Origin of the sequence: Kribbella pratensis, from assembly GCF_004366075.1 — a bacterium.
Classification (GTDB): Bacteria; Actinomycetota; Actinomycetes; order Propionibacteriales; family Kribbellaceae; genus Kribbella; species Kribbella pratensis.
This window is the reverse complement of record NZ_SODU01000002.1, coordinates 1,329,849-1,355,298: the sequence shown is the minus strand read 5'-3', so window position 1 is coordinate 1,355,298 and position 25,450 is coordinate 1,329,849. Positions and strand designations below refer to the sequence as shown.

Sequence of the window (25,450 nt, the reverse complement as noted above, 5' to 3'; positions counted from 1 at the left end):
CTCAGCCAGCTTTGTTTGCTGAAGGTGGAGCAGGTTCGAAATCAGCTGAGCGCATCTAGGCGGAACCGTGCGCCAAAACCGGCCGGTGTAAGGGTGCAGGTCGCGCCTTGAAAATCCTTGCCACCATGTGTCCAGGAGGGCAGGGCCTTCCCCACGTGCGACCGAGTCAAGATTCGTCGCCTGTCGATGAACTGCGCGCAACCATGTCAACGACGGTTGAAAACGGACCCCTTTGCGGCGGTTGAAAGTGAACCCCCTGCTGGTTGTCATGGTTGGTCGTCGGTCGGTGTGGGGATCCGGCCGAGGTTGTGGTTCTTGAGGCGGTAGGAGTCGCCTTTGAGGGCGATGACGTCGGCGTGGTGGACGAGTCGGTCGATCATCGCGGCGGCGACGGTGTCGTCTCCGAAGACTTCGCCCCAGCGGCCGAACTCTTTGTTGCTGGTCACGATCAGGGATGCTCGTTCGTAGCGGGATGAGACGAGCTGGAGGAACAGGTTCGCGGCTTCGTGCTCGAAGGGGGATGTAGCCGACTTCGTCGATGACCAGTAGCGGGTAGCGGCCCAGGCGGCGCAGTTCGTCTTGGAGCCGGCCTGCGGTGTGGGCTTCGGCTAGCCGGTCGACCCATTCGGCGGCGGTGGCGAACAGGACGCGGTGGCCGGCTTGGCAGGCGCGGATGGCGATGCCGGTGGCGAGGTGAGTCTTGCCGGTGCCGGGCGGTCCGAGGAAGACCACATTGTCTTTGCCTGTGATGAAGTCCAGGGTGCCCAGGTGGGCGATGATGTCGCGTTTGAGTCCGCGGGCGTGGTCGAAGTCGAACTCCTCGAGGCTCTTGCGGGCGGGAAACCTGGCGGCGCGGATCCGGCCCTCGCCGCCGTGGGATTCACGGGCTGAGACTTCGCGTTGCAGACACGGCGGCAAGGAATTCCTCATGCGTCCACGACTCGGTCCGGGCGCGTTCGGCCAGCGCGGGACGGCTTCGCGCAGGGTCGGTGCCTTCAACGCCCTGGTCAGGAACGCCAGTTCACTGCTCAGATCGCGTTCGGTCTTGGTGACCGTGCTGGTCTTGCCAGGCGAACTCGCGCGGGTCGCCATCAGGCCACCTCACCGTCGGCGCGCGTCCCGGTCGGGCTGGTCAGGCCGAACGTGGCGTCATAGACCGACAGGTCTCGGCGTTCCACCATGACCTCGGTAGGCCGACCGGTGCCGGTGGCTTGATCCCTGGCCGCGGCGGCGTGGTGGGCAAGACGCTTCGCGGTTTCTCGATGGGCCGCGTCGGTGATGGTCTGGTGCCTGGCCCAGCACCGCCTGTGCCTGCCCACGATCAGGCCGCCGCAGGTGATCGTGACCGTGGTCAGGTCCGCGGCAACGTCGACGAACCGGCCGACCACGACGGGATCGACGGAGTAGTCGTTGGACGCGATCCGCACGTAGTAGTCCCGCGGCAGCCGGACCCGGGCCGACCATCCGACCGATGGAGCCGTCGGCGGCATCGCCAGCATCGCCGCCCGGTCAGTGGCCCACCGCGCCGTCGGGGCGCACCCGATCCGGCGCGAATGCCGGGCGTTGGCCAGCACCAGCCAGTCGGTGAGCTGAGCGTTGAAGTCCTGGTGCCCGGTGAAGGTCCGCCCGGGCAGGAACGAGGTCTCGAAGTAGCCGTTGTTCCGCTCGACCAGGCCCTTGGCTTCCGGATCGCGCGGCCGACACAGATGCACCCCCGATGCCCAGACTGCCGCGGAACGTCTCGAACTCAGCTGCCAGCGTCGGCTTCCCGCGCCGCCAACACCCCACCGCCGACTCGTTGTCCCAGACCAGCTCCCGTGGCACCGCGCCGATCGCTTCCAGCAACTGCCAATGCCCGGCAATCAGGTCCGGCGCCTGCCGCGACGCGATCATCACCGCCCACCGCATCCGCGAGTAGCCAGACGTCATCACCAGCACCGGCGGCGACCCTGCCTGCCCAGCCCCCAACGGCACCAGCACCGGCGGGAACCACAGATCACACTGCACCCGATGCCCCGCGTCGTACTCAGTCCGAGACGCCGGATCCGGCGGCAGATAGTACGGCCGCAGCACCCGAACTCGATCCTTGAGCACCGTCAAACCATGCGCCCAGCCGATCCGCTCCGCGATCACCGTTGCCGGCATCGTCGGAGTCGCCTGCAACAACTCCCTGATCTGAGGCTCGACCGCATCAACCCGCGAACCCCTCGAGACCCGGACATACTTCGGCGCCGTGTCCCGCGCCAACGCACGACGAACAGCATTCCGCGAGATCCCCAGCTCCCGCGCGATCGCCTTGATCGCCATCCCCTCCGACCTGTGCAGCCGACGGATCTCAGCCCAGTCCTCCACTGTCATCACCCTTCACAGGGTCACGCAAGGGTCCACTTTCAGCCGTCGTTAAAGGGTCAGTCTTCACCCGCCGTCGACAAACCAGACGCCTGGACTCAACTTTCAGTCATTGTTGGCGGGCGCAGAACCCCGTTCCAACCTGCCATAGGATCACTGAACTGACCTGCCAGGCGGGTCGGCGGCGCCGATCCGTCTGGAACGCTCTGTTACTCCGCCTGGATCGGCACTGGGATCGACAGCAGGTTGGCGATCGGCGTGTACAGATCGACGTTCTCCGCGGAGGTGCGCAGCGATACGAGGAGCGCGTATCGGATCGGGAGGTCGGATCGGTCTCGCCGCCGGCTGTTCTTCCACCACCCGCCGACTGGATAGACGGCGATCGAGTTGCAGCGAGCGAGCTCGGCGCCCGTGCCGTACCAGTCGTCCTGATGTAGCGAGCCGAGGTGCCGCTGGTTGGCGCCGACCAGCCAACGATCGGAGGTCGTTGCTGCTCCCGCACCGTTGCCCTCCTCCGACTGGGCATCGCGGTTAACCCGCTGGATGAACTCCTGCTGGGTCTCCAGCGTCCCCTGCAGGTCGAACCGCAGGCCGTGCGAAGCGTAGGCGTAGCGCTGGCGCCAACCCCGCCGCGATGCCGACGGCTCGATGAAGTACGAGAGCGTGACGCGCAGTCGTACGTCGGCTTCACCCAGTGCGAGCAGTACGTCGCTCGGCCACGGCAGGGTATGGAGACGGAAGCGCCGTACGCGAAGTTCGTCGCCCTCGAAGGGGACGAATTGGTCCTGGCTGACCATCGTGACCGCCTGGCCGCTCGAGGCCAGAACTGAGCCCTCGGACGGGACGCCCCATCCATAGCGACGCAGCAACTGGAGCTTGTCCCGCTTCCGGCCGGCCGCGTCGATCTCACCGCGCATGACAGGCGTCCAATCGGCGGCGTGAGTGAGCAGGCCTCGGATAGTCTCCGGCCAGTAGTCCGGGTACCGCGCGATCGCCTTTGCCGCCAGCCGGGCAGCCTGGGCGGTGGCCGCACTGGTGGCGTTCGCGGAGGTGAGCGCGATGTCGTTCGCGATGCCGGTACTGCGAAGCGACAACAGCGGATGCCGATTCTCGAAGCCAGTCGCACCGTCGGTTAGGACGTTCCCGCCCTCCATGCAGATGTCGGGCTTGATTGGCCACTTGCGCTGGTCGAACAGCACCGACGTCCGGCTGTGTGGCGAAAGCTCGCCTGCGCCGGCCTGAGGCTTCCAGCCCTGGTACTGCGGATCGTCCGGGACGTCGACGAGGTTCGTATGGGCACCGACTGTCAGCACGTTCCAGGCTTGCGCCGGATCTTCGACCGCTGACGTATCGGACTCGGTCCGAAAGTCCGCCTGACAGCTGTCGACGTTGCCGGTGGCAACCAGGATCAGCTTGGCCACGTCAGGGTCCGGAACCGTGATCAGCTGAAGGTCCTCACCGTCGCGCGTCACCGCCGTACCGGCCGCTAACGCGTCGACTGTGGCCGACCAGAGGGTCGGCTCCCCCGCGCGATCCGGCGGTGCGCTGACCGGTAGGCAGAACACACGCCGCCGACGAGCGGTGATCTCGGGCAGCATGACCGCCTCGACCGTGGCGGAACCGTAGTCGCGCGGATCATGCTGCGGCTCGCCCTTGGCTGGGAGCATCTTGACCGATTCCAGGCGGTGGTTCAGCTCGACGACATCGTTGCCGATCAGCAGCTCGTCCAATGATTCGCCGAACAGAGCTAGGCCGGCCATCGACGTGCCATGGCCCTGAAGATCGTTGCCGGAAGCGCCGATGATGGTGTGGTGGTCGGCCTCATCGAGCGAGTCGGTCAGCAGCAGGTGATTACGGTTGACCCCACTGTCGAGGTGGCAGACGGCGGGCGCATGATCGGGCGCAGGCACCAGCCTGGCGGCGAGATCTTCGACGTATTCGCCCTGCTCGACAGCTGACAGGTCTTCGATGGTGTCGACGAACTCGGGGCGCCGGATCTCCGCGATCGGGATCTTGGTCACGGGAAGGATTTCGAGTTGGGCCCATGTGGATTCGATCCACAAGACGCGACGGTCGCGCAGGACGATCGACCGCGGGATCAAACGAAGGTCATAGGTGCGGACGAATCCCTCGATGTTCTCGTGGTCCGGGCGCGTAGTGTCCAGCCACAGCTCCCACCACCGCCTTCCGTCGCGCGGCGGCTCGCCCTCCGAGGTCCACAGGTCGTCGAGGAGAACCCGGCGGATCCGGGCGATGTTGGCCACAAGGGCCTGATTGCGGGGATTGCCGCCCGTGCTGCTCTTATCGAGATAGTCCTCGAAGAGCTTCAGGAACTGGGACCGGTAGTCGTCGGACACCCAGACAGTGGCGCGTTCGGGCTGGTCACCGGACGCGGCATGCACGGACAACAGCAACCACTGCGGACGTTTCGGTGTCTTCCGGTGCTTGCTCATGGCCGTCAGTGAGTCGAGCCGGAGCGGGTAGGAAGCCTCTGCCCCCTCGAGCACGATGATGGTGCCGACTGCGCGCAGCTCCTCGATATCGAGTCCTGCGTCGCGTCGCGCCTGGCTACCCTCGCGGAACGCCTGGTCGAACTGGCTCTGCAGCGCGAGCCCGTGGGCTCGCCGTTCGACCGGACGGATGCGTGGATTTCCACCGCCCGGGCGATGGAAACCCTCGTCGGCGGCGTGCTCGATGACGAGGAGGTGATCGAGGTGCCGCAGATCCTCAGCCAACGCTGGACGAGCGTCGGGCGGCCAAGGCCGCGACCAGATCTTCTCTGTCCACTTGGGCATCGCCGCGCATCAGCGCTGACTTCGCTGCGGCCTCGGCGGCCTTCACCAAATCAGCATGGCTCAGGCCATCGCAATACTCGCCGAGCTTGGCGAGGCTGGTGCCTTTGACCAGAGATCCGAGCCGCGCCCGCATCACTGCTACGGCCTGCCGCGCGTCCGGTCGGTCGTAGGTGAGCACCAGGTCGAATCGACGGAACAACGCACGGTCGAGGATGGCGCGATGGTTGGTAGCGGCAACGACTAGGGACTCAGGTCCGGCATTCTCCAGGAAGACGAGAAAAGAGTTCAGAATGCGCCGGGCCTCGCCGACGTCATTGCCTGCGCGGTCGGCCCCCAAGGCATCGAACTCGTCGAAGAGATAGACCCCGCGACGAGTCTCGACCTCGTCGAAGACCAGGCGGAGCTTGCTCGCCGTCTCACCCATGTACTTGCTCATGAGTGCATCCAGGCGAACCGTATGCATCGGCAGAGCCAGTTCATGAGCGAGCACTGAAGCGGTCATGGTCTTCCCCGTGCCCGGTGGACCTTCAAGCAAGAGCCTGTGCACCGGCGAGAACCCGCTGTCCAGTAGACGCTTGCGCTGCCTCTGCTCTGCGATGACCTGCTTGATCTGCGTCGCCAACCCCAGTGGCACAACCAGGTCTCGAAGACTGATGTCCGGGTGCGAGGTCTGGATGAGCTCAGCCAGATCACCGCGCGGCTGCGCAAGCTTGGTGACGTTGCTGCGCGGGGTAGCCTGCCGCGACGCATCGACAGCCTTCTTGATGTCCGCGGCGAGAGTATGGTGGCCCTGCTTCGCCTCACGGGCGGCAATCTGCAGGGCGACCGCGTAGAACGCTGAGTCGTCACCCGAAGCATGGCTGCGCACCATCGCAGTGATGTGCTCCCCCAGCCCAGCCACAGGCCTCCTCCTGACGTTGGCGACTTACGCCATTTCTATCCTACGGGTCCGACAGCCCTGAGGGCGGGCGACGCCAGCCGAAGATCACCAAACTCGACGGCCGCTCGCCTACACGATGCGTTGAAGGTCGCTCAGCCTGGCCATCATCTCGATGCGCACAACCCTGTCAACGCGGGATCGCGGCTCAATGAACGCCCACCCTCCTTAACCTTCCCAGCTACAGCGCACCTGTCCGCAGTCATATCAATGAAGGACTCCGCCGATCGCCACTGTCGCGCTCCAGGCTGCTCAACCTTGATGACGCTCAGCTGGACAAGCACCCGCTTCGACGGACAGCGCAGCAGCCGTTGATCGTCGCACCGCCAATCGAGCTGAGCCTGCAATCACGCGGGCACCCACGGGTGACGCACTCGGCAACTCGACGACACGCCGCACCCCCTTGGCTTGCCCTTACGGATGCGTTAGAGTCGTTGCTAACGGAACCGTAAGAGCGGAGGTTGCGGGTGGACGACCGAGTCTTTATGGCCGATGTCGCTCGGGTGCTTGGAGTGTCGCGCCCTCGGGTCTGGCAGCTGCGGAAGAGGGATGACTTTCCGGAGCCTGCGGGTCGCGACGGCGGCCGGGACTACTACTATGAGACAGCGATTCTGCGGTGGGCTGCACAGGCTGGACGGGATCTGCAGGGGCGCGCGCCGTTGCTGTTTCAGCGCCCTGCGGGGGGACAAACGTCGACGTTCCAGAACGCCCTCGTTTCCAGCGGGAACACCGTACTGATCTGGGATACGAGCCTGGGGCGGCTAGGGCTGATCTATCCGTCCTACGCGGCGTCCGGGCTACCCGGTCAGCGTCTGGTTCGGCGGGTGCTCGATGACACGCGTCAGTTGGATGCTGCAGTGGTTGTGAGGGACGGCTACGACGCATACGGGCCTGAACTGATCGCTGTTGATACTCAAACGCCGGACCGAGAGTACTCGCCAAACTGGGAGGATCTGGCCGAGATTTTCGGCAACCCAGTTCCATGGTGGCCGACAGCTCTGCGGAAGCCGAAGGAGATCATCCGATGGCGGCCCGGGGCAAAGCAAGTGACGTCGGCACCACTGGATGATGTCGATGTCGACGTCTTCTCCAATGCTGCTCTGGACGAGCCGGCGGACTCACCGATCGCGCGGACTCTGACGGCATTCACCCGTGAGATGCGCCGGGGATCGCGGCGCCTCTGCGAACACGATGTTGCTCTGGTCTCGGAGTGCCTCGCATACAAGAACGGACACCTTCAGATCGCTGCGGTGCCGATCCAGGCCGACGACACCGAAGCCGAGGTACCCGAGGTTGTCCGTCGTGCGGCTTGGATCGAGATGCTGAAACGCACGGACACGGCAGCGCGCGACAGCGTTCGCGAGATGATCGCCTGGAATGGTGGCGGAGACTTTCCTTACGCCGCGATCACCTCAATCAACCCCCAGGAAGACAGGAGCGCAGCAGAGTGGGTCACAACCCTTGAACCAGGCGATTCCGAGATGGCGGCCTACGCGCTCTTCGACGACGCCGATCAAGCATTGGCTCACTTGGTGGACCCACGCACCGACGTGCCGGTTGTCCGATTCGACGATGAAGATCAGCCCTACAAGGTGGCCGCACCCCTCCGGCTTCCCGCACGGTCGGCCCTGAGCGAGGTCATCCTCGGCGCGAACAACAACATCTGGATCCGGACCGACGAAGGGGAGCTCTATCCAGCGCCTCACCGATGGGGCGCCGGGCTCAGCTACGGGTACTCCGGCGGCGGGCCGAGCAACTTAGCGATCTTGCTCGAGCACCTATTGGACGACATCACGGCCGCTGCCCCGGTTGGCAACGAGGGATTCAATCACGACCTCCTCGCGCTCATCGCCAAAGACTGGCCAGAGGGAACGGTCCTTACCCGCACACAGCTGACGTCCGCGCTCAAGGGCCATCTCGAGCAGTAGCTCGAGATAAGTCTGCCGGCCGACTGAGACACGGATGGAGAGCTAGACGGGCATGCGAGTCAAGCCCGATCACACGTATCTGACAACAGCTGACGCGTGATCATGATCACCGGCATCCCGAGGGCGCCGAGCACGAACCTACGGGTCGCCGGCTCGAGGTGGTCTGGGTGCCGTGCAGGAGATGCTAGGCCGGCACGGCCCGGGATATGTCTGGAGATCATCAGCGCACGACCGAAGTCTGCGTCCGGGAGCAAGCTGCCATTGACGTAGCCGCAAGCATCAAACGTGATACCGGCGAACGCAGCCCGACGACGAACCCCTGAGCCCATCGATTGACCTTCTCTCAAACAGGAGCCTTGGTTGAGCCGCATCGCCCCGATCGAAACGCACTACGCTGGCTGCCACTTCCGTTCCCGACTTGAGGCACGCTGGGCAGTCTTCTTCGACAGTCTCGACATCCCGTGGCTATACGAGCCGGAGGGCTACCACCTTGGCGACGCCGGCGCCTACCTGCCGGACTTCCTTCTCTACCCAGACACCACAGATGCGGTGTGGTTCGAGGTGAAGGGCGGCTTCCCGCGCTCGGACGAAATCCGCAAGGGCCAGGCACTCAGCGCCGGAATAGGGATCCGAGCCTTCATCTACTACGCCCCGCTCGGCCTGCCCGCCCCCGACAGCTTGAAATCGATGCCAGCTGACGAATTCACGACTCGCGAAGAACTGTGGCACTGGGATAACCAGGACGGATGGTTCTCTCTCCCCGGTGGACCGATGCGGTGGGCGACCAACTTCTCCCCGACTGCGTTCATGTTCAGTCCTGACGACACCGGAACGCCACGAACGAATTCGTGGTGGTGTGTGGACCGACTGCGACCACTGCGGGCTGCTTCTCTTGAAGGTCCACGGCCAAGTGGGACACTGTCCCGACCTCGGCGAGGATCCGGCAGTGAGTACCAAGGTGTCCCCGAGCTTTGGCCACTCATCGCAACGACTGCTCGAGGCATACACGGCCGCTCTATCTGCGCGCTTCGAGTTCGGCTCCGAGGGACGGCCGCGAACCATCCCAACGAATAGGCAGGCGCTCAGCCAGCCGATCAAACGACCCGTACTGCGCCCGAGCCGCAGGCGCGAGCTAGTTCATCGCCACGAACGCCATCTTGATGTCGGCTGATCCGGTAGGACGCATCGGTCTCGGTCACGGCTGAATACCAACCCCCTGGTTTCGGCGTGGTTTCTACTGACGGTTGCAACACTTCGTCCTGGATTGGGACGTTGTGTTGTTGTCTCGTCGTGTGAAGAAGGTCCCGAGCGCCGTCCGTCGTCGTCGGCTCGGCAGCGGTCCGTGGAGCTGCGGAGCACGTGGTTGGAGCATGATGGCGGCGCGCGAGGTCCGGGGTCGAGGACGACTGGCGCGAACTAGTTTCGTGGCTACAAGGCCTACCGCAAGAGCGAGATGGTCGGCGTCGTTGCTCCGCTCGACGGCTGGCGGTACGCGAGATCAGCACGCGGTTCCTTTCCGCGGAGGAGCGGATCAAAATCCCTGATCTGCGGCAGGCAGGTGCGAGCGTCCGAGAGATCGTGGATCGCCTGGGCGCGCGCCGTCGACAATCTCTCGGCAGTTGAGGCGCAACGCCCACTCCGGTGGCCGCTGTCGCTCGTTCGAGGCGCGCCGTCGGGCGGCCGTCGGCATCGGCGTCGCCCTGACACCAAGGCGAGTGCTTCGCCTGCCCTTGCAGCTGGGGCGTTCAGATCAGTCGGTCGCTGTCTTTGTCTGGCCTCCATGCTTGGTGATTCGAGGTCGCAAGGTCATCCGAACTGCCGAGTGTGTGATGGCCGGCTCCGAGGCCTTTCCGGCCCACACATAGGCTTCACCTGGTTGTAAGCGCGCGAGCTGTTCGGGGCGGAGCGCCGTCAAGGCGGAGTTGGCCCTCTGGATGTGCTTCAGCCAGGCGGGCGACGTCATCTTGTGCATGATGACAACGTCGGAGAGCTCTATCAGCGAGATTGGGACCGATGGCGGGTCCTGGCTGGCGACCAGAATGCTCATACCTTTGTGCCGCATCTCCCGGACTGATTCGACGAGCACGTCAACGAGGTCAGGACTATCGATGTACTTATGAGCCTCGTCGAAGACGACAAGCTTGTTGAATCGGCCATCCGTGTCGGTTGCCTCGGCGAAAAGCTGCATGAGGACGACGAAGAGACCGAGGCTCTCGTCTTTCTCGATGTACTCGTCGCGCAGGTCGACAATGATCAGCCGCCCGGGATGGACGTAGTCAGAGATCCGCACCGAGTCGTCGATGTACTCGGCCGCCAGATCGAGGCGCTGGAAGGCGAGGTCCTTCATGTTGTCGGCCATCGTCGAGGCGTCGACGCCGCGGCGGATCGTGTCGAGGCTCAGCGACGTCCGGTTGGCGCGGAAGATCTGCTTGAGCTGTCGTATGTACATCGCCTGATTCCCAACCGCGCCGAGTAGGAATGACCAGTGTGCAGCCTGAAGCTCCCCGGACCCGAAGAGCAGTGGCTGCACGTCAATGCCCGGAAGCTCAGCGCGTCGTTCCGCCACTTGGGCGACCGGGGTGAGGAGCACTACATCGTCCAGGGCCTTTGGTTCGGCGCCGTACCGCTGCCGCAAGATCGCCAGCTGCGCATCCTGATCGTTGGCTTCGATCACCGACGTGAACTCGGGTGCGTAGTCCTGAGTGCGGCTGTAATGGAACACGATGGTCGCCAGCGGGCGGGGCAGTTCGTTGATTCCTGAGGCAGGCAGTGTGGCACCCTCAATAAGCGACCCCAGGGTGTAGCTCTTGCCGCCCCCTTGAACGCCGAAGAGGCTGATCGTATGGGTCTCGTTGAGGTCGAGGCCGGTCTTCCGCCCGCCAGCGACCTCGCCGAGCATTGCCCATTGGGGCGAGATCCCGTTGGTGCCGACCACGATCGACGGCGCTGCAGTGCGGGGCTGCTCCACCTCTCGTCGCTCCGAATCCGTTGCTTGTTCGCTGCTGGTAGTGGACGCAACTGACGCGGAAACCGGCTCAGCAGTGGACCCTGTGGTGATCGAAGCGGGCACTGGCGGCGTCCCTTCAAGGGGCTGCTCCTCCTCGTGCGAAGCCTGCCCGCTACGAGTCGGCTGCCCTTCATCGGCCTCATCTGGGGCCACATCATCGATCGGCTCGAGGGTCGCCGCCCGGAAGGCGGCGCCTTCCCGTCGCGTACGGGTGAGGGCTGGAACAGTGACGGCATACTGCTCGGTGCGGTCGCCGGGGCGGTCGAGGTTCGTCGGGACCGCGTCGAGTAGTTCGTCGATCTCGTCGCGGCCGATGTGGTGGAACTCGACCCCGTCGACGAGCTCCGGTTCGCTACTGTCCCCCGCGAGCTCGAAGATGAGCCCGATCCGCTCGAACGAGAGTGTAAAGCCGTCGTCGAGGGTCTGCAGGAGACGGCGAGCGTGCGTGCTGACGGAGCGGCCGACCATCTTGTAACGCTCGGCGCGCTCCAAGTAGAAGCGCAACAGCGCACCGAACTCGACATTCTTCACTGCGCGGTCGACCCGGTCGGGGTCGTGCAGGTTCGGGTCGAACTGCGCAGCCAGCACCGCCCGGGAGGTCTCGACCTGCTCGATGATCGACCGCTGCAACGCCTCGTACTCGGTGACGCTGCGGATCGACGAGTACGCCTTGACCTCCACCAGTCGGCAGGTGATGGTCCGTGCCTTCGCGTCGAACGAGAACAACGCGAGGTCTGTACGCCGCAGCGACCTTTCCACCCCGGACCGGCGACGTGCCTCGGCGTACAGCTCCTGATGGGCATCGAGGGGAATGACGATCTGGTCTCCGAGGACCCGCTGGCCCTCGAGGTAGAGTCGGGCCAACGCGAGGCCGAGCACCTCGGACCGCTGGTTGCGGGCCGCCGACGATAGCTTGAATGCGAGGCTTCCCGAGAGCAGCCGGAGCTGCTCGAAGAAGGTCTGCAGGTGCCGGTCCTCGACCGCGATGCCGTGGTCGCTGATCACCGGGGTCAGCAGCCCTCGGAGCTCCTCGATCTTGCGCGAGCTGACGAGCACCTGGCGACCGAGCCCAACTCGGCCGGCGATGTAGTCGATCACGAAGTCGCTGCCGCGGCTGGGGTCAGAGGCGCGGTCGAAGTACTCCAGACCAAGGGTACGGTCGATGATGACCACCCAATCGCTGACGTCATGGGCTTGGTGGAGCAAGGAGCGCTGCTGACCGTCAAGGTTGAGCGTAGTAGTGGGGACATGGTCGGAGGCGGTGCCGTCGGTAGCCACCAACGCCGACGCGAGGGCGAGCGTCCGGGGGAGTTCGGCGAGCAGGTCGCCTGGCGAGTTCCCGGCCGATCCGGGGCGGGCGAAGACGGGAGTCTTGCGCCAGGTGACGCTGGTTCCGTCATCGTTGACGTCGAAGGTGGTGGTGGCCTGCTGAATGAGTCCATACGCCGGCGGGTGGGCGAGCTCCTTCAGAGGGACCGTTTCGTGCTCCTCGCCGGAGAAGGCGTCGACGAAGATGGTTAGGTGGGCCTCGAACTCGCTGGGTCGGTCCTCGAACTCCTCCATTGAGCGGATGGAGTAGGCGAGCTTGGGCACGCTGCTGTCCCCACGTGCGCTGAAGGCGTCGGCCTCGTCGCTGTTGAAGCGGCTGTCGGATCGGGTCAGCTCAGCCAACTGCTCGCCGATGCCGGGCATCGCGGTTTGGGGGGTGCACAGCCGCAGATCGTAGGTGAGCTCCTTGGTCGCGGCGCGGCGCTGGAGGTCGAGGAGCATCTCGACGATCAGGCCGGCGTCTCCGGGATTGATCACATTCATGACCAACGTGCGGACGTAGGAGTGCTGGCGCACGTACCGCTCGACGCGCTCGGCGAGCACCACGGCGGCTTGGGCACCGCTCCCGCCAGTGCGAGGTGCGTCCGGTACGCCGAGAGCGGCGCCGACCCTGTTGAGGAGCCCGACGGCGTCGTCGGTTCGCGGGGGGACGAGCGCGGTCCAGAACGGGGTCAGATTGCCGATGGCAACGAGCAGGGCCCGGTTGTCCTGGCGGGGCACTGCGAAGGGAAAGCCGAGCGGGTCTAACCGGTCGAAGAAGCTGGCTTCTGCGTCGGCCGCGGCCGCCTTGGTGTGCTCGGCGAGCTCCTTGCGCCAAGTGTCCCCGACGCCGCACCAGCCGGAGACCCACAGCAGCCTCAGCGGATGGGTCGGGCCGACTAGCAAGACCCGGTAGAAGTTCCCGAGGGCGTCGAAATAGCGCACCGCAACCGCGTCGATCTGCTGCAGCCCCGCCAACGCGCGCAGCGCTGCACCTCGCTCGCTTGCCGCGACTGAGCTCACATACGCGGCCTGTGCGGCGATCATCTTCTGGAAATTGGCCGCGTAGGCGGTCATCTCGGCACTCAGGGCTTGGACGTGGACGGTCTCAACAACGCCGACCGCTTCACTCTCGTCGGGACCGTCGACATTGGCGATGGCGGCGAAGAGGGTGTCCCGGATGTCGATGAACTCGGCGAACGCGGCTTCGGCCGCAGGCCCGAGCGCCTCGACCCACGGGGTCTCGTCGCGTACCGGCGCCGACGGGGGTCCCTCATGGCCGATCGCGAGCTGCCACATCCCCAACTCGCGGGGGCTGATTAGGGTGTCGCGCTCGATCTGGGTCAGCAGCCGCGACAGTCTGATCTCGGCGCTGCCGCCGCCAGCGACGTGGATGTTGGCACTGGCGTACGACGAGGAGCGGGACCCGTTGACCCACGAGACCTCCCCTGGAGCGAGCTCACGCGCCGAGCGACCCTCGACGAGCCGGCCGAAGGAGAGCCGCTCGATCGCATGCATGAGGCTCTCGTGGCGCTGGGCGCGGGTCTCTGGCGGTTCCTCATCCTCGTCGGCGTTTACGACATAGAAGAGCTCACTCTGCCCCGAACCCGTCGCAACAACGATCCGACGATCGGTCTCGGCGATGGGGGTGACAATGAGCCGGTGCCAGCCCTCGTCGAGCTGGGCCTTGCGCAGATTGCGGATGGTGCCCTTGTAGGCGCTCTTCGGCCGCGCTCCGGCGGCGACATTGACGGCCTTGCCAGTAGGTGTGCCGTCCTCGGAGAGCAGCTCGACCCGCAGCTTCAGAAGTCCGTCCGTGGGTGTGAGTGCGGGGTCGACAGTGAAAGCAGCCGCGACATCCTTTGACCCGGTCGGGCCGGCGACGAGATACGGCTGGCCGGCGAGGCGCTCCAGGGAGGGGTAGCGCTTGAGCTGCCCGGGGTCGTCGCCGACGACGGGCAGGTCGACGGTGTGGACGTCGATCTTGAGCACGATCTCCCGCTCGCTGGGCGCCGGCCACTTGTCGAAGGTGAGTCCGCGGCTGTCCCGGTCGATGATGATTCGTCGGGTCCATACGTTGCGGTCCTCGAGCCCGACCTTTCCTGCGAACCGAGCCAGACTGGCGGTGAAGGACGGGTCGGACAACCCGAGGGAAAGCACGCGCTGACGTTCGTCGAGCTCACCGCGGCTGAGGTCGTCGACATGGACACGATTGCGGCCGACGCGCTCGGGCACCTCGTCAACCGACGTGAACAGGGCGAGGTCGGGGACGAGTCCGAAGCAGTAGACCGCGGCTCCGGCCGCATCGACCTCGTACTCGTTGGCGGCGACGGTGAGCAGGTAGCGCACCCAGGCCTGGTCAGTGGAGCGACCGTCCCTTTTGCCGCCCAATACGGCGGCGAGCTTCCCGATCTTGTCCCGCAGCGCGGCCGGGATCCGCCCCATCAGCTCCTCGCGCAACATCGCGTAAGCGTTACCGAGCTCGATCTCCTCAAAGGTCGCGACTCCGAAGGAGTCCTCAGCACTCGCCCGCAGCCCGGGCGGTACGAAGACCAGGAGCGGCCCGGACGCCTCCTCGACCGGACGGTTGCGCAGCTCGACGAGCTGAGTGCTGGTCACCAGCGTGTCATCGCCGTTGGCGACATCCTCGTCGGTGGCCAGTAGGCAGACCACGGTGCCGGGCGTGGTGGCACTGCGCAAGCGGATGACCAGCCGTGAGGCGAGGTCACCGTCGAGCTCGGTAACGCGCATGCAGTGCCCGGCCTGACGGGCCGACAACAGGCCGAGCAGATGTGGGACGAGCACCTCCTCCAGGGCGCTGCGTACCTCGGCGGCAGTGGGTTCCGTCAGTCCGACCGCGGTGACCGTCAACGCCTGGTCCTCTCCGGGTTGGCGCCGATGGTGAAGCGCGGGGTGACGGTTTGGGTCAGGTAGGCGTCTGAGAGGTCGCGGTAGTAGCCGATCTCCCGGAGCCGGTCCACGAAGGCGGCAGTGTTGATCCGCAACGCGGCCTGGTCGGGCAGGTCAGGTCCGTGGAAGCCGTCCTCGATCGGGAGAGTGTCGATGTAGAGCCCGTACCGGGTCCGGAGCGTGTCGAGCACCTCGTCGACCCGCATCGGCCGGGTCCGCGGTCGACCATCCTTGTCGTGCTGCACCAGGCACACCTGGAGCAATACCTCGAGGAGCCGGGAGTCGAGCACGAAGCGGCGTACACCGGACTTGCCGCGCGGCTGGGTCAGCAGCTCCCCTGGGCGGCCCTTGAGGAACATCGAGTCGAGGCAGTCAACCAGGTACTTGCGCTGGAAGGCCCCTCGGTAGTGCATGATCAGCTCGAGGTACGTCTCGAACCTCGAGAGCCCCAAGTCGATGATGGTCTGCAGCTCCGGGGCGAGCGGCTCCTCCTCGTCATCGAGGATGCGCCGTACCCGCATGTCGAAGAAGATCTCCCGATCAGCTTTGTACTTGTCGTCGAGCAGACCGATCGCGTCGGCTGCGGGCAGATCCTCCTTGCCGGGAGGCATCGAGAACTTGCCCTGCCGGTGGAGGTCCTTCGCGAAGTCGGTGAGTTTGAGTACCGAGAAGGTGCCGCGGACGAACTGCGGCAGCCTGCCGTACCACGTGGCGGCGCTCTTGGTCGCGTACGCCGCCGGCAACCCGGCCTCAGAGCCGACGAGGTCGACGAAGAGGTGCGGCCGGTAACGGCATTCCTCGCCGTGCTGGTGACCGGCGGTGCAGGCACGGTCTACGGCACCGCCGCGGACGGCGGCGGGCACGAGCTTGAACATCCGCAGGTGGTATAGAGCGAGGTGGAAGGAGAGCAGGATCTTGAGGTGCTCGACCAGCACGGTGCGGGGCATGAATTCGCGGTGTAGCAGGAGCCGCAGGACATCCTCACCGAGAAGGCTGGCTGGCTGGCGGCACAGCTGCCTCTGCTCACGCCGGCTGGCGTCACCCGCACGGTCCTGGGCCTTGCCCTGGGTCGCCTCGACCATGTTGAGCAGAGCCTGGGACTCCACGTCGATGTCCGGGCCGGGGACGGCCTCGCCGGTAGTGGGGTCGATGTCGGAGAAAAAGAACTCCTTGAGCCCTTGCAGGGCGATGTCATTGATGGCCACGAGCTCGTAGAGCTGCTCGTCGGCACCGTACGGACGCGACCGGGCCGCGTTGCGGAGCCGGTAGGCGAACCCGTGCAGGGGCCGTGGGCCGGCCACGGCCTCGGTGGCCCGCCCACGGTTGACCAGGTCCAGCACATGGGTAGCGACCCAACGACGGCTGATGTCCTCGTTGACAGCGAACCCCACGAATTTGCCGGTCTCGTCGTCGACGAGCAGCTGTACGTAGGCATCGACGTCGAGGTCGGTGGCCCGGCGCATCCGGCTGGTCACTCCCCCATGCCACAGGCGGGCGAGGAACGCGGTCAGGACGCGATCCATGGTGAGGGTCTTGTAGTCGATCCGGCTGATCGCGTCGCACCGGAAGGCGCGGTCCTTACTCTCTAGCGCCATTCCGCCTCCTCGTTCTCGGGCACGAGCGCCCCCTGTGTGATCAAGCGGAGAACGCCGTCGTCGTCGCGGCGAACGGTATGCATCGAGGACCCGTCGACTGTCAGCAGAACCTCCCGGTACGGCACGGCGGCGAGCTGATTCTTGAACACGGTCAGTGCCAGGGCATACCCCTGGTCATCGTCGATGCTGGCCTGGTAACCGCGGCGGAACCGCTCGACCAGCTCAAAGAGGTCGAGCCCGACCCGCAGCTCCGCGGGCGGCACGCCGTCCCGCGACATGTCCGTGTAGGTGAGCCGCAGCGCGGTCGGCCGGGTCTCCAGGTATGGGTGCGCGTCGGTGCCGACCCGGCTGGCGTGAAAACCCTCTCCCGGGAAGCGCCGCAGGCTGCGGACGGTTCCCCGCACCACGTCACGGACACGGATGACAAGGCCACCGTCGGCGAGCTCGGGCGAGACAATCCCCTCGCTGCGGTTGAGAGCAGTGAGGAAGAGATCAGTCGGGACCGGTCGCTGCCCGTCCAGCAGCTCCAGGAAGCGCTGGACGGAGGCATATGGCAGCATCTTGACCGCCTCGCCCGGGTCCCGCATCTCGAAATACGACAGCCGCCGAGCTGCCGCGACGAAGTCGATGACCTCGTCCGGGCTTGCATCAGCGGAAGACACCGCCGCATGCAGGTCACGGAGTAGCACCCGCTCCGGCGTGGCGCGATCGGCGGCATTGATCAGGTAGTGCTCCAGTAGCCCCTCGCCGGCCAGCCGCCGGTCGAGAACCGGCTGCGGCGGGCGGGCGACATCAACCAGGCGCAGCTGGATCAGCAGCCGGTCGCGCTCGGTGGTCGCCGGGCCGCCGCGATATGCGTTGAAGTAGTGGCTAGCCAGGACCGCCGCCGACTTGGAGGCGGCATAGAGCTCATGGATCTCGACGCAGTCCCGCCCCGAGGTCAGCGTGTACGCGAGCGCCGAGCGCAGGTCGCGCAAGGTGATGTGCAGCCGGCCGCGGAGCTGGGCGATCTCGTAAATGCGCCGTATCCGCTCCTTGACCTGCTGTCCGACGACAGGGTGAGCGATCGTGACGGCGTTCTGCCGGGCATAGCAACCATCGAAGAGCGCGCATCCCTCACACGCCGCCCAGACCTCGGGCCGCACCATCGAGTCGAGCATTCGCTCCAAGATCGAGCCTTTCGCCCCCCCACCGTTGAGCGTCTCGGCCGGACGGACGGTGACGTCACGCAGGTTGAGGTTCACCACCGCTACCGGGCCGGGCTCGTCGTCCTCACCACGCAGGCCTACCTCGACGATCTTGGTTAAGGCCCCGAACTCATCGGTGTGGTGGCTGAGAAAGTCGACGAGTCGCCCCTCGTTGACCGCGATTAGGCGGGTTTCACCAGCCAGCGTGCCGATCTGGTCGTCGCCCGCAAAGGGACGGAAGAACTCGGTGAGCACCTCATCGCTGACGACGCCGTCCTCGTCCTGACTGCCGTCGTAGTTGGTGTGGAACCGGCGCCCGTTCAGCTCGAAGTCGGCACCGTTGGCCCGTTCCGAGGTGAACACCGCACCACGCTCCCGCGCGGTGGCCGCGAGGTTCTCCAGGAAGGCGGTCTTGCCGTCACCGGCGTTGCCGGTCACGATAACCAGCGAGTGCGTTCCGTCGAGGACACTGGGGGTCAGGTCCAGGTCGAGCGCGGTGGGCACATAGACACGTACGTCGGCGGCGTCCATGCCGCGGGTACCGCGGTTGCTGCGCCGGCTCTGGCTGTAGAGGGTCTGCAGGTAGGAGATGAACGGGTTGTGATCCCCGGTGTCTCCGCCGTCACCGCCGGGCGTCACCGGAACGACGGGCGGCGTCACATGCGCGAGCGGCTTCGGTGGTCGGGCGGCCATCTGCAGCGCAGCGAGAAGCTCCTCGGCGCTGGTGAACCGGCTACCCCGCTCCGGCGAGATCGCCTTCAGGATCGTCTCGACCAGTTTGACAGGCAGGCCGGGCAGTGTGAACCGGTCGCGAGGGTCTTCGGCCGCGACCGCTGGCGGCGGCGTGCTCGCCCCCTCCCACGGATAGGCGCCGGTCAACGCCTCATACAGCGTGATCCCGAGCGCGTAGAGGTCCCGGTCGACATAACCGGCGGCGCTCGCCGGCACCTGGTCGAGATCCGGCGGCGTGTACCGCGGCGTGCTGGCCGTGTGTCCCTGGGTGGACTCGGGGGTCTTGGCAATCCCGAAGTCGAGGATTTTCAGTCCTCCCTCGGCCCACAGCAGGTTGCCCGGCTTGATGTCGCAATGCCACACGTCGAGGCTATGGAGGTACTCCAGCCCCTCGGCGACGTCGAGCCCGATCCTCAGCACGTCGCTCGGGGTCAGAGTGAGGGTCCTGATTACCTCGCCCAGGTCCTCGCCGGTCACGAACTCGAAGACAAGGAACGGATAGGGGTACGGCTTGGGCAACACGTCCACGTCGAGCATCCGGACCACGTTCGGATGCGGAGTCGCGTCCTGAAGCCGGGTCAGCACCATCCCTTCACGACGAGCTCGTTCCTTGGCACCCTCCTCGTCTCGCAGGATCAGCTTGATCACCCTGTCGACGTTGCGCATCGTGTCGAAGACCTTGTACGCCACACCGCTCGCGCCCGGCTTCCCGAGCCGCTGCTGCACGATGTACTTGGTCCCCAACGCGAAGTCGCGCGGCAGGTTCTTCCAGAACGACGGATCCCTCCGCTTGTCGTCCTCGCTGGCCCCAGCCTGCTCGGGTGGCCTCGGCGGCTGCCCGCCGGTGCCACCGGTCACACGGCGCTTCGGCCGCTGCACCTCACCGACCGCCAGCTCGAAGCGCCGGATCGCCTCCCGCGCATCAGGACGGTCATCCGGCTTAGCCGCGCACAGGAGCGAGAGCCAGTGCCGCAGAGGCGCCGGCACGTCGGCCTGCTCCAGATCCTTCTCCGGTAGCAGCCCATTTGCCTTCACCTGAGCTGTGACCGAGTCGAACGGCAAATGCCCGGTGAGCATCTCGAACCCGATCACGCCGAGGGCGTAGATGTCGGCCTTGTCAGTCATCTTGGCTGGGTCGGCGAGAGCCTCGGGAGCCAGATACGCCTGATCTGCCGCCGAGTGCGCGTCGAGGGCAACCGTGTGGGCCCGCATCTGCGCAGTCTTCGCGTAGTCGAAGCCGGTGATCATGGCCCGGCCGTCCTGCGTGAGCAGGATCGTGGCGGGGGTCAGTGCCCGGTGGACGATCCGGCGCGACTGCGCGTGCGCCAGGCCGGCGAGAACCTGGCGCAGGATCAGCAGTTTCCGGTCGCGGGTGAGAGGCTCAACCGGCTTCTCCCCCAGGTGTAGCCGCAACGCATGGCCCGGGATATCGTCGTAGACCGTGACGAATCCGCCGTCCTCCGGGTCCGGAAAGAAGTCCCGCACCCCGACGATCGATGGGTGCGGCGGAAGCTTGCCGAGCGCCTCGTAGGCGACCCCGATCTGCCTTTGCTTCCTCTCCCGCTCGGCGGAGGGCGCATACAGGTCGGCCTGGCGCACGACAAGCCGCACCGTGCCTGAGCCCTGCACCGCGTTGGCGTTCTTCGCCCGGTACTCCCCCACCACGTCGATCCCGGCGGCGTGGATCGTCTCGCTGAGCGTGTCGAGCACCAGCCAGTTGCCGAACTGCAGCGGCCCGGTGGGAACCTGTCCGATCGCCTTGATTTCCTCGACGATCGTCTCGTGGTGACGCGCGATGTCAGCGTCTACTGAGAACGATCCGGTCGGGACCTGGGAGACGTCTGAGAGCAGCGCCACCAGATGCTGCAGATTCACCGTCGAGGCAGCGTCGCGCTGCGGGGTGTTGTGATCCACTAGGCGCGCGTCGGTAGCCGGGAGCACGACGACCGCGTCGACGTAGACCCGTGACAGTTCCCGGTGAGCGTCCTCGAGGAGGCCCTTGAGGCGCTTGGCATTCTCGCGCAGCTTTGGCAGCGGCGTGTGGAACGGCGAACGCCCCGCCGGCATCCATCGCGACCCTTGCACGTCGATCCGGCCGAACGTGCCCTTTACATCGATCACGTAGACCATGTGCGGTGTGACGATCACCAGGTCGACCTCGAAAAGCCGGCCCCGGGAGTCCGGGATTTCCAGGGAATGCAGGACCGTCCAATCGTCCGGCCCGTGGTCACGCAGATGCGCGATGACTCGCCGCTCCGCGTCGTTCACGGGCGGCCCGATCGGAACGATCTTCGCCATCAGCTCTCGGCCCCCTCGACCGCCGCCGTCAGCAACACCAACGCCTCGTCCTCCAGCAGGTCTGCTTGGTCACGGTCCCGGTACGCCTGACGAACCGTCTCAGCGATCCGCTCCCGATCAGCTGGGGATGCCAACGGAACTGGAACTTTACGTCGCAGACCCTCGTGGATGTCCTGCTGCTTGCCGCCAGCGCTCATCGAACGGAACACCCGGAAAGCAATCTCGGACCGGAGGAAGGCGAATAGATATGCGCCGGACACCCCTTCGTCGCCGCTCTTTATCCGCAAGAAGTGTTCGGAGTACGCGTTGCCAAGCCAACTTCCAGTTGCAAGAAAGGCCCTGCAGAAGACCTCTTGCTCTCCGAGCGTTCCCTGCGACGCGACCATGATCGTCTCGTCATCCGCAAAGACCTCAGCTGGCAGCGAGCCCGACGCAAGCATGCGGCCTTCAGGACGTATCCAGAACGCCTGTCGCTGCCCGACGAGCTTCGCGCCGAACTCAGCCTCGCTATCGACCCGTTTGAAGCGAACTCCACGCGAGAGCAGACCTCCCTCACAGATCTCACCCAAAGTCCTGTGCTCGACCGAGGAGAGCTTGCCGACGATTCGTCGAGCTCGCGGAGCAAAGTTGAGCGCGCGGATCGACTGCACACCAAAGTCGGCGACCTCGAACCCCAAGTCCGGCGATTCTTGGTGCCAGCGGTAGTTCACTAGCTCCGGGAGCCCAACGCTTCGGAATAGGTCCTCGGTGGCCCTCTCCAGCCCGGACTGGAACGCCGCCCGAAGACGAGCGCTTTCCTCAACCAACTGATGGACACGCTCCTCCAGAGCGTCCGCAAACCGAGGCACGGGAAGTCCGGTGAGGTGGTGGGGTTCGATGTGCTTCACTGCGGAGCCGTAGACCGTACCCCGAACGAGTGCCTCCCCGAACCTGCTAACAAGGAATGCGTACAGGTACCCGGAGCGGATCCGCTCTGGAGAAGGCTCAACCCTCAAGACATCATCTGAAGCCCAGACGTCGCCCATGTCAGGTCGAACGTACGACCTCCGGCCCGCGTAGAACCCCGAACGCGAAATGAGCGTCATCCCAGGCTTGAGCCGAAGATACGCCAGATTGCGCGACACGGCATCGGACTTCCTCAGCCGAGGAAGGTTAGTCAGATCGGCAGCCATCATGTCTTTGCTGCCGAGGAACGGGACACTGTGCGCTGGATCCGTCAGATAGACCCGCCGAAACATCGGCCCCTTGAAGATGCCACCTCCGTGGCCTGCTGTAACACTTCCGAGCGTTACGGTGCCGGGGAGCGACTCAATGCGCTTTCTTGCTGCTAGCGACCCGGACAGGTATGGCTTGGCGTCGAGACGAAATCCCTGATCGTAGAACCAGTCAACTCGTACTGGATTGTCGACCCCCGCAATCTTCACTCCCCTACTCCAGTGCCCTCGTGCGGGTCGTAGCCAGGCGTCGGATACTTCTCCCGAAACTCCCAATACTTCTTGGCGATCATAGGCAGGTCGTTATCAATGACGGGGCGGGTCCGCTTGACAACCCGCGCGCGCCGCTCGCCACCGATGGTGAGGTATTCAGTTTCCTCGTATTCCTCTGCGATCAGCTCGCCGTTGGCCGAACGCTTGTGGAGGTCATTGCCGCGGCGGTCGACGCCGACCTTCTCAGCGACGGCCATGAAGACCGGGTAGGAGACCGGTCCATTCAACCTCTCCGCGGCCTTCTCATCGAAGGTCTTGCGCTTGAGGAAAAGCAATGTCGTAAGGATGTTGACGCCGGCCTCGACGATAAATGTCTCCACTGGGAGCTCGACGCTGGCCAACACCCAGCACTCCTGCAGGATGAACCGGCGGATGCCCTCGTCGGCCGGCCCGGGGTTGGAGAGGATTCCGTTGGGAAGGACGATGCCGAGACGACCGCCGGGCTTGATCCACTCGATCGCGCGTTGCACAAAGAGCTGCTCAGGCGCCATCGAGTTTGGCCAGTTCGGGCTGACGACGAGGTCGCCGGTGCCCTTGTCGCGCGACCAGGTCTTGGCCACGCCTTCGCGGAAGTCGCCGAGGACAGACTCATCGCTGATCGGGATGTCAGCACCGAAGGGCGGGTTAGTGAGCAGGACGTCGACGGCCCCGCTGCGGCCGTCCTTCGCGAGCGGGATCCGCTTGGCGGCCTCGGCAAGACCGCTGAGGTGTCCCTTCGGGAAGGCAAGGGAGTCCATATGGAAGACGTTGCCCGGAGTATCGGCCAAGGTCATGATGTTCATCGAAGTGGCGCGCACCAGAAACGGGTCGAAGTCTGCGCCGAAGAGGTGCTCGTCGGCGTACCTGCGGAGTCGATCCCGGTAGCGCTCGGCCTGCTCCGGAGAGTCCGGCAGGCCGCGTGTGCCGTCCTCGTCCTGCATCTTGTGGTGCAGGTGCGTCAGCGTGGCATGGAGGAACCCACCGGTGCCACAGGTGGGGTCGAGGACCGTCTCGTCCTCCCGCGGGTCGAGGATGTCGATCATCAGCTTCACCGCGCCGCGCGGGGTGAAGTACTGCCCCCTATCGCCGCGCAGGTTGGTGCCGACCAGTTCCTGGTAGGCGAGCCCCTTGGCGTCGATGTCGGTCAGGCCGAGGTTGTAGGGAGCAAGCTCGGAGACGATGAAGGCCAGGGCGCGGTCCGAGAGGGTAATCTCATCGCTGGGCTTGAAGAGCCCCGATGCGGCGTACCGCTTCTTCACGTCCTCGAAGAGGTCTGTGATCCGCTTCCGGATCGCGGTGCGTCCGGCGTCGCTGTAGGGCTCGGACATGGAGGTGTAGAACCGCCGCGGGCTGCCCGTGCGGGCGGCACGCTCGTCGTACATCTTCGCGAAAAGCAGGTAGAGGAACTGCCAGAAGGCGGCGTCCTTGGGCATGCCTTCGTTGCCGTGGACGTAGTTGTGGCAGCGCCGGAAGGTGATCTTGAGCATCTCCGGCTCGGCGCGGCGCAACTGCTGAGCGGAGACCACCTGGCCGCTGCCGACGGCACCGTCGGCAATCGGCCAGTCGGCACGCTCGTGAAAGTCGGCGCCCCAGCGGGTGGTCTCCTTCTCAACGAAGAAGAAGTCGACGTTGTCGGTCCACAGGCCCCAGCTGCGCTCGGGGCAGTCCTCGGCTCCCAGGAGGTCTTGGAGGTCGGACATCTCCGACCTCATCTGGTCGTACGTGCGCAGTTTGACCACATTCTTGCCGCGCTTGGGCTCCTTGTTGCAGACCACTACACGACGAAGGTTGTCCTCGATGTGATCGCTGCCAGGGGCGAAGATCGCAATGTCAACCCTCTTGGTGCGCCGCCCCTGCTCCGTCTGCACCTTCACCGCGAAGTCGAGCTGCATGTCCTCGGGAGCGAACTGGTACTCATGAAAGAGCACGCGCACGATTCGCTGCCGGACCTGCTCCTTCGGCGTGTCCTTAATGGGCTTGTCGGTGAGGAAGTCGACGAGATAGCCCTCGTCGAGATGATGAACCTGAGACTCGGTCATGACGTCTCGAGGAAGACCCTCATCGCGAGTCACGTCAGCCAGAGCAGATCCCGTCAAAGTCACCAGCACGTCCAGTCCATTGGAGTTTGCGATCAGCTGCCTGAAACAGGCAGCAACCAAACTTATCCGTAATCGTCACGTCTCGCCCTCCGGGACAGCGGCTCGCGGTCTGCATTGGGCGAGGCAGGTTGGGCCACTGATCAGACCGTCAGTCGTCCGGTCCGGCCCCCAGGTTGGCCGGCGCACTAGACGCAGCTACCGGAGGCTGCTGGGGCTCCGCCCCGAGCCCGATCTCCTCGAGCGCACCGTGCAAGGTCACGCGGAGGCGATCACGCACCTCGTCCACAGCTTGCCCATAGGCGAGTTGTGCGGCCGCGCTCGCAGCCGCGCCCGGACTGGTGTACCCGCCCCACACGTCGCACTGCTCCTGCGACCCACTCTTGAGCCGGAGCACCCAGAAGGTCTTCCCGCGCTTCCGCACGGTCCAGTACGTACCGTCAGCTGTGTAATCCCGATAGCTGTACTTCTCGGCCACTTGTCCCCCCACAGGAATCGGCCCTCGTCACGGCTGTACCAGCCTCCGGCACTATGCCCGACTGGACTAGTCCTGCCAAGCATAGGTTGCAGATTGTGACCAAAGCTATGCCATGCAGTGCTTTGTCCGCGCCGCCAGGATGGCGAATCGAGTTCAATTGTCAATCCCGGTCGCGCGCCGGAGCATCTTCGGCTTGCCTGTTGATCACGTACACCGCCGTCGGACGGCTGAGACATGTCGTACTCAGGGCGCCTGGTCTCGCCAGCCTGATCCCTGGCATGTTGCCCTCGCTCAGGTCGTCGCCGCCACGACGGCTTCTCAGCTCGGACACAGCCATCTCCCATCCCCGCTACGCAACCCGACA

Annotated in this window: 9 protein-coding genes and 2 pseudogenes; 1 reads left to right on the top strand and 10 read right to left on the bottom strand. The window is 65.3% G+C overall.

All coding sequences use genetic code 11. The annotated features are described in order from the left end of the window. Positions 1–266: 266 nt before the first annotated feature. From istB to EV137_RS21445, 4 genes and pseudogenes are all read right to left on the bottom strand, one after another. Positions 267–1,092 (bottom strand): annotated as a pseudogene (istB, locus tag EV137_RS21460) (IS21-like element helper ATPase IstB). Beyond that, a pseudogene (gene istA / locus EV137_RS21455) lies at positions 1,092–2,361 on the bottom strand (IS21 family transposase). Before istA ends, istB begins: the two co-directional pseudogenes overlap by 1 nt. A gap of 197 nt (positions 2,362–2,558) precedes the next feature. Further along, positions 2,559–5,084, bottom strand: a complete 2,526-nt coding sequence (locus EV137_RS21450) for a S8 family peptidase (RefSeq protein ID WP_238175468.1) — start codon at positions 5,082–5,084, stop codon at positions 2,559–2,561. Next, a complete protein-coding gene (locus EV137_RS21445) occupies positions 5,077–6,045 on the bottom strand; it encodes an AAA family ATPase (protein WP_134130490.1) in 969 nt (322 codons plus the stop codon). Before EV137_RS21445 ends, EV137_RS21450 begins: the two co-directional genes overlap by 8 nt. Before the next feature lie 503 nt (positions 6,046–6,548). On the opposite strand from EV137_RS21445, the gene EV137_RS21440 reads away from it, so the two are divergent. Next, positions 6,549–8,009 (top strand): helix-turn-helix transcriptional regulator, encoded by a 1,461-nt coding sequence (locus tag EV137_RS21440; RefSeq protein WP_134130489.1) that lies wholly within the window; start codon positions 6,549–6,551, stop codon positions 8,007–8,009. 1,750 nt (positions 8,010–9,759) lie between these two features. Here the strand turns inward: EV137_RS21440 and mads8 are convergent. The 6 genes from mads8 to EV137_RS21410 all read right to left on the bottom strand — a co-directional run bounded on the left by mads8 (position 9,760) and on the right by EV137_RS21410 (position 25,086). Continuing rightward, positions 9,760–15,195, bottom strand: a complete 5,436-nt coding sequence (gene mads8 / locus EV137_RS21435; RefSeq protein ID WP_134130488.1) for a methylation-associated defense system ATP-binding protein MAD8 — start codon at positions 15,193–15,195, stop codon at positions 9,760–9,762. Next, positions 15,192–16,829: a methylation-associated defense system protein MAD7 gene (gene mads7, locus EV137_RS21430; protein ID WP_134130487.1), complete on the bottom strand. Its 1,638-nt coding sequence runs from the start codon at positions 16,827–16,829 to the stop codon at positions 15,192–15,194. The genes mads8 and mads7 overlap by 4 nt, the downstream gene beginning before the upstream one ends. After that, complete coding sequence (gene mads6 / locus EV137_RS21425; protein ID WP_134130486.1) at positions 16,820–21,046, bottom strand: methylation-associated defense system protein kinase MAD6; 4,227 nt, start codon at positions 21,044–21,046, stop codon at positions 16,820–16,822. The genes mads7 and mads6 overlap by 10 nt, the downstream gene beginning before the upstream one ends. Further along, entirely contained in the window at positions 21,046–22,470 is a 1,425-nt protein-coding gene (mads5, locus tag EV137_RS21420) for a methylation-associated defense system restriction endonuclease subunit S MAD5 (RefSeq protein WP_134130485.1), read from the bottom strand. Before mads5 ends, mads6 begins: the two co-directional genes overlap by 1 nt. Beyond that, the gene (mads2, locus tag EV137_RS21415; protein WP_134130484.1) at positions 22,467–24,551 is read right to left on the bottom strand and encodes a methylation-associated defense system DNA methyltransferase MAD2; all 2,085 of its coding nucleotides are present in this window, start codon (positions 24,549–24,551) and stop codon (positions 22,467–22,469) included. The genes mads5 and mads2 overlap by 4 nt, the downstream gene beginning before the upstream one ends. A 208-nt stretch (positions 24,552–24,759) precedes the next feature. Further along, positions 24,760–25,086 carry a hypothetical protein gene (locus EV137_RS21410; RefSeq protein ID WP_134130483.1) on the bottom strand — a complete coding sequence of 109 codons (327 nt, stop codon included), beginning with the start codon at positions 25,084–25,086 and terminating at the stop codon, positions 24,760–24,762. Between the last annotated feature and the right edge of the window lie 364 nt (positions 25,087–25,450).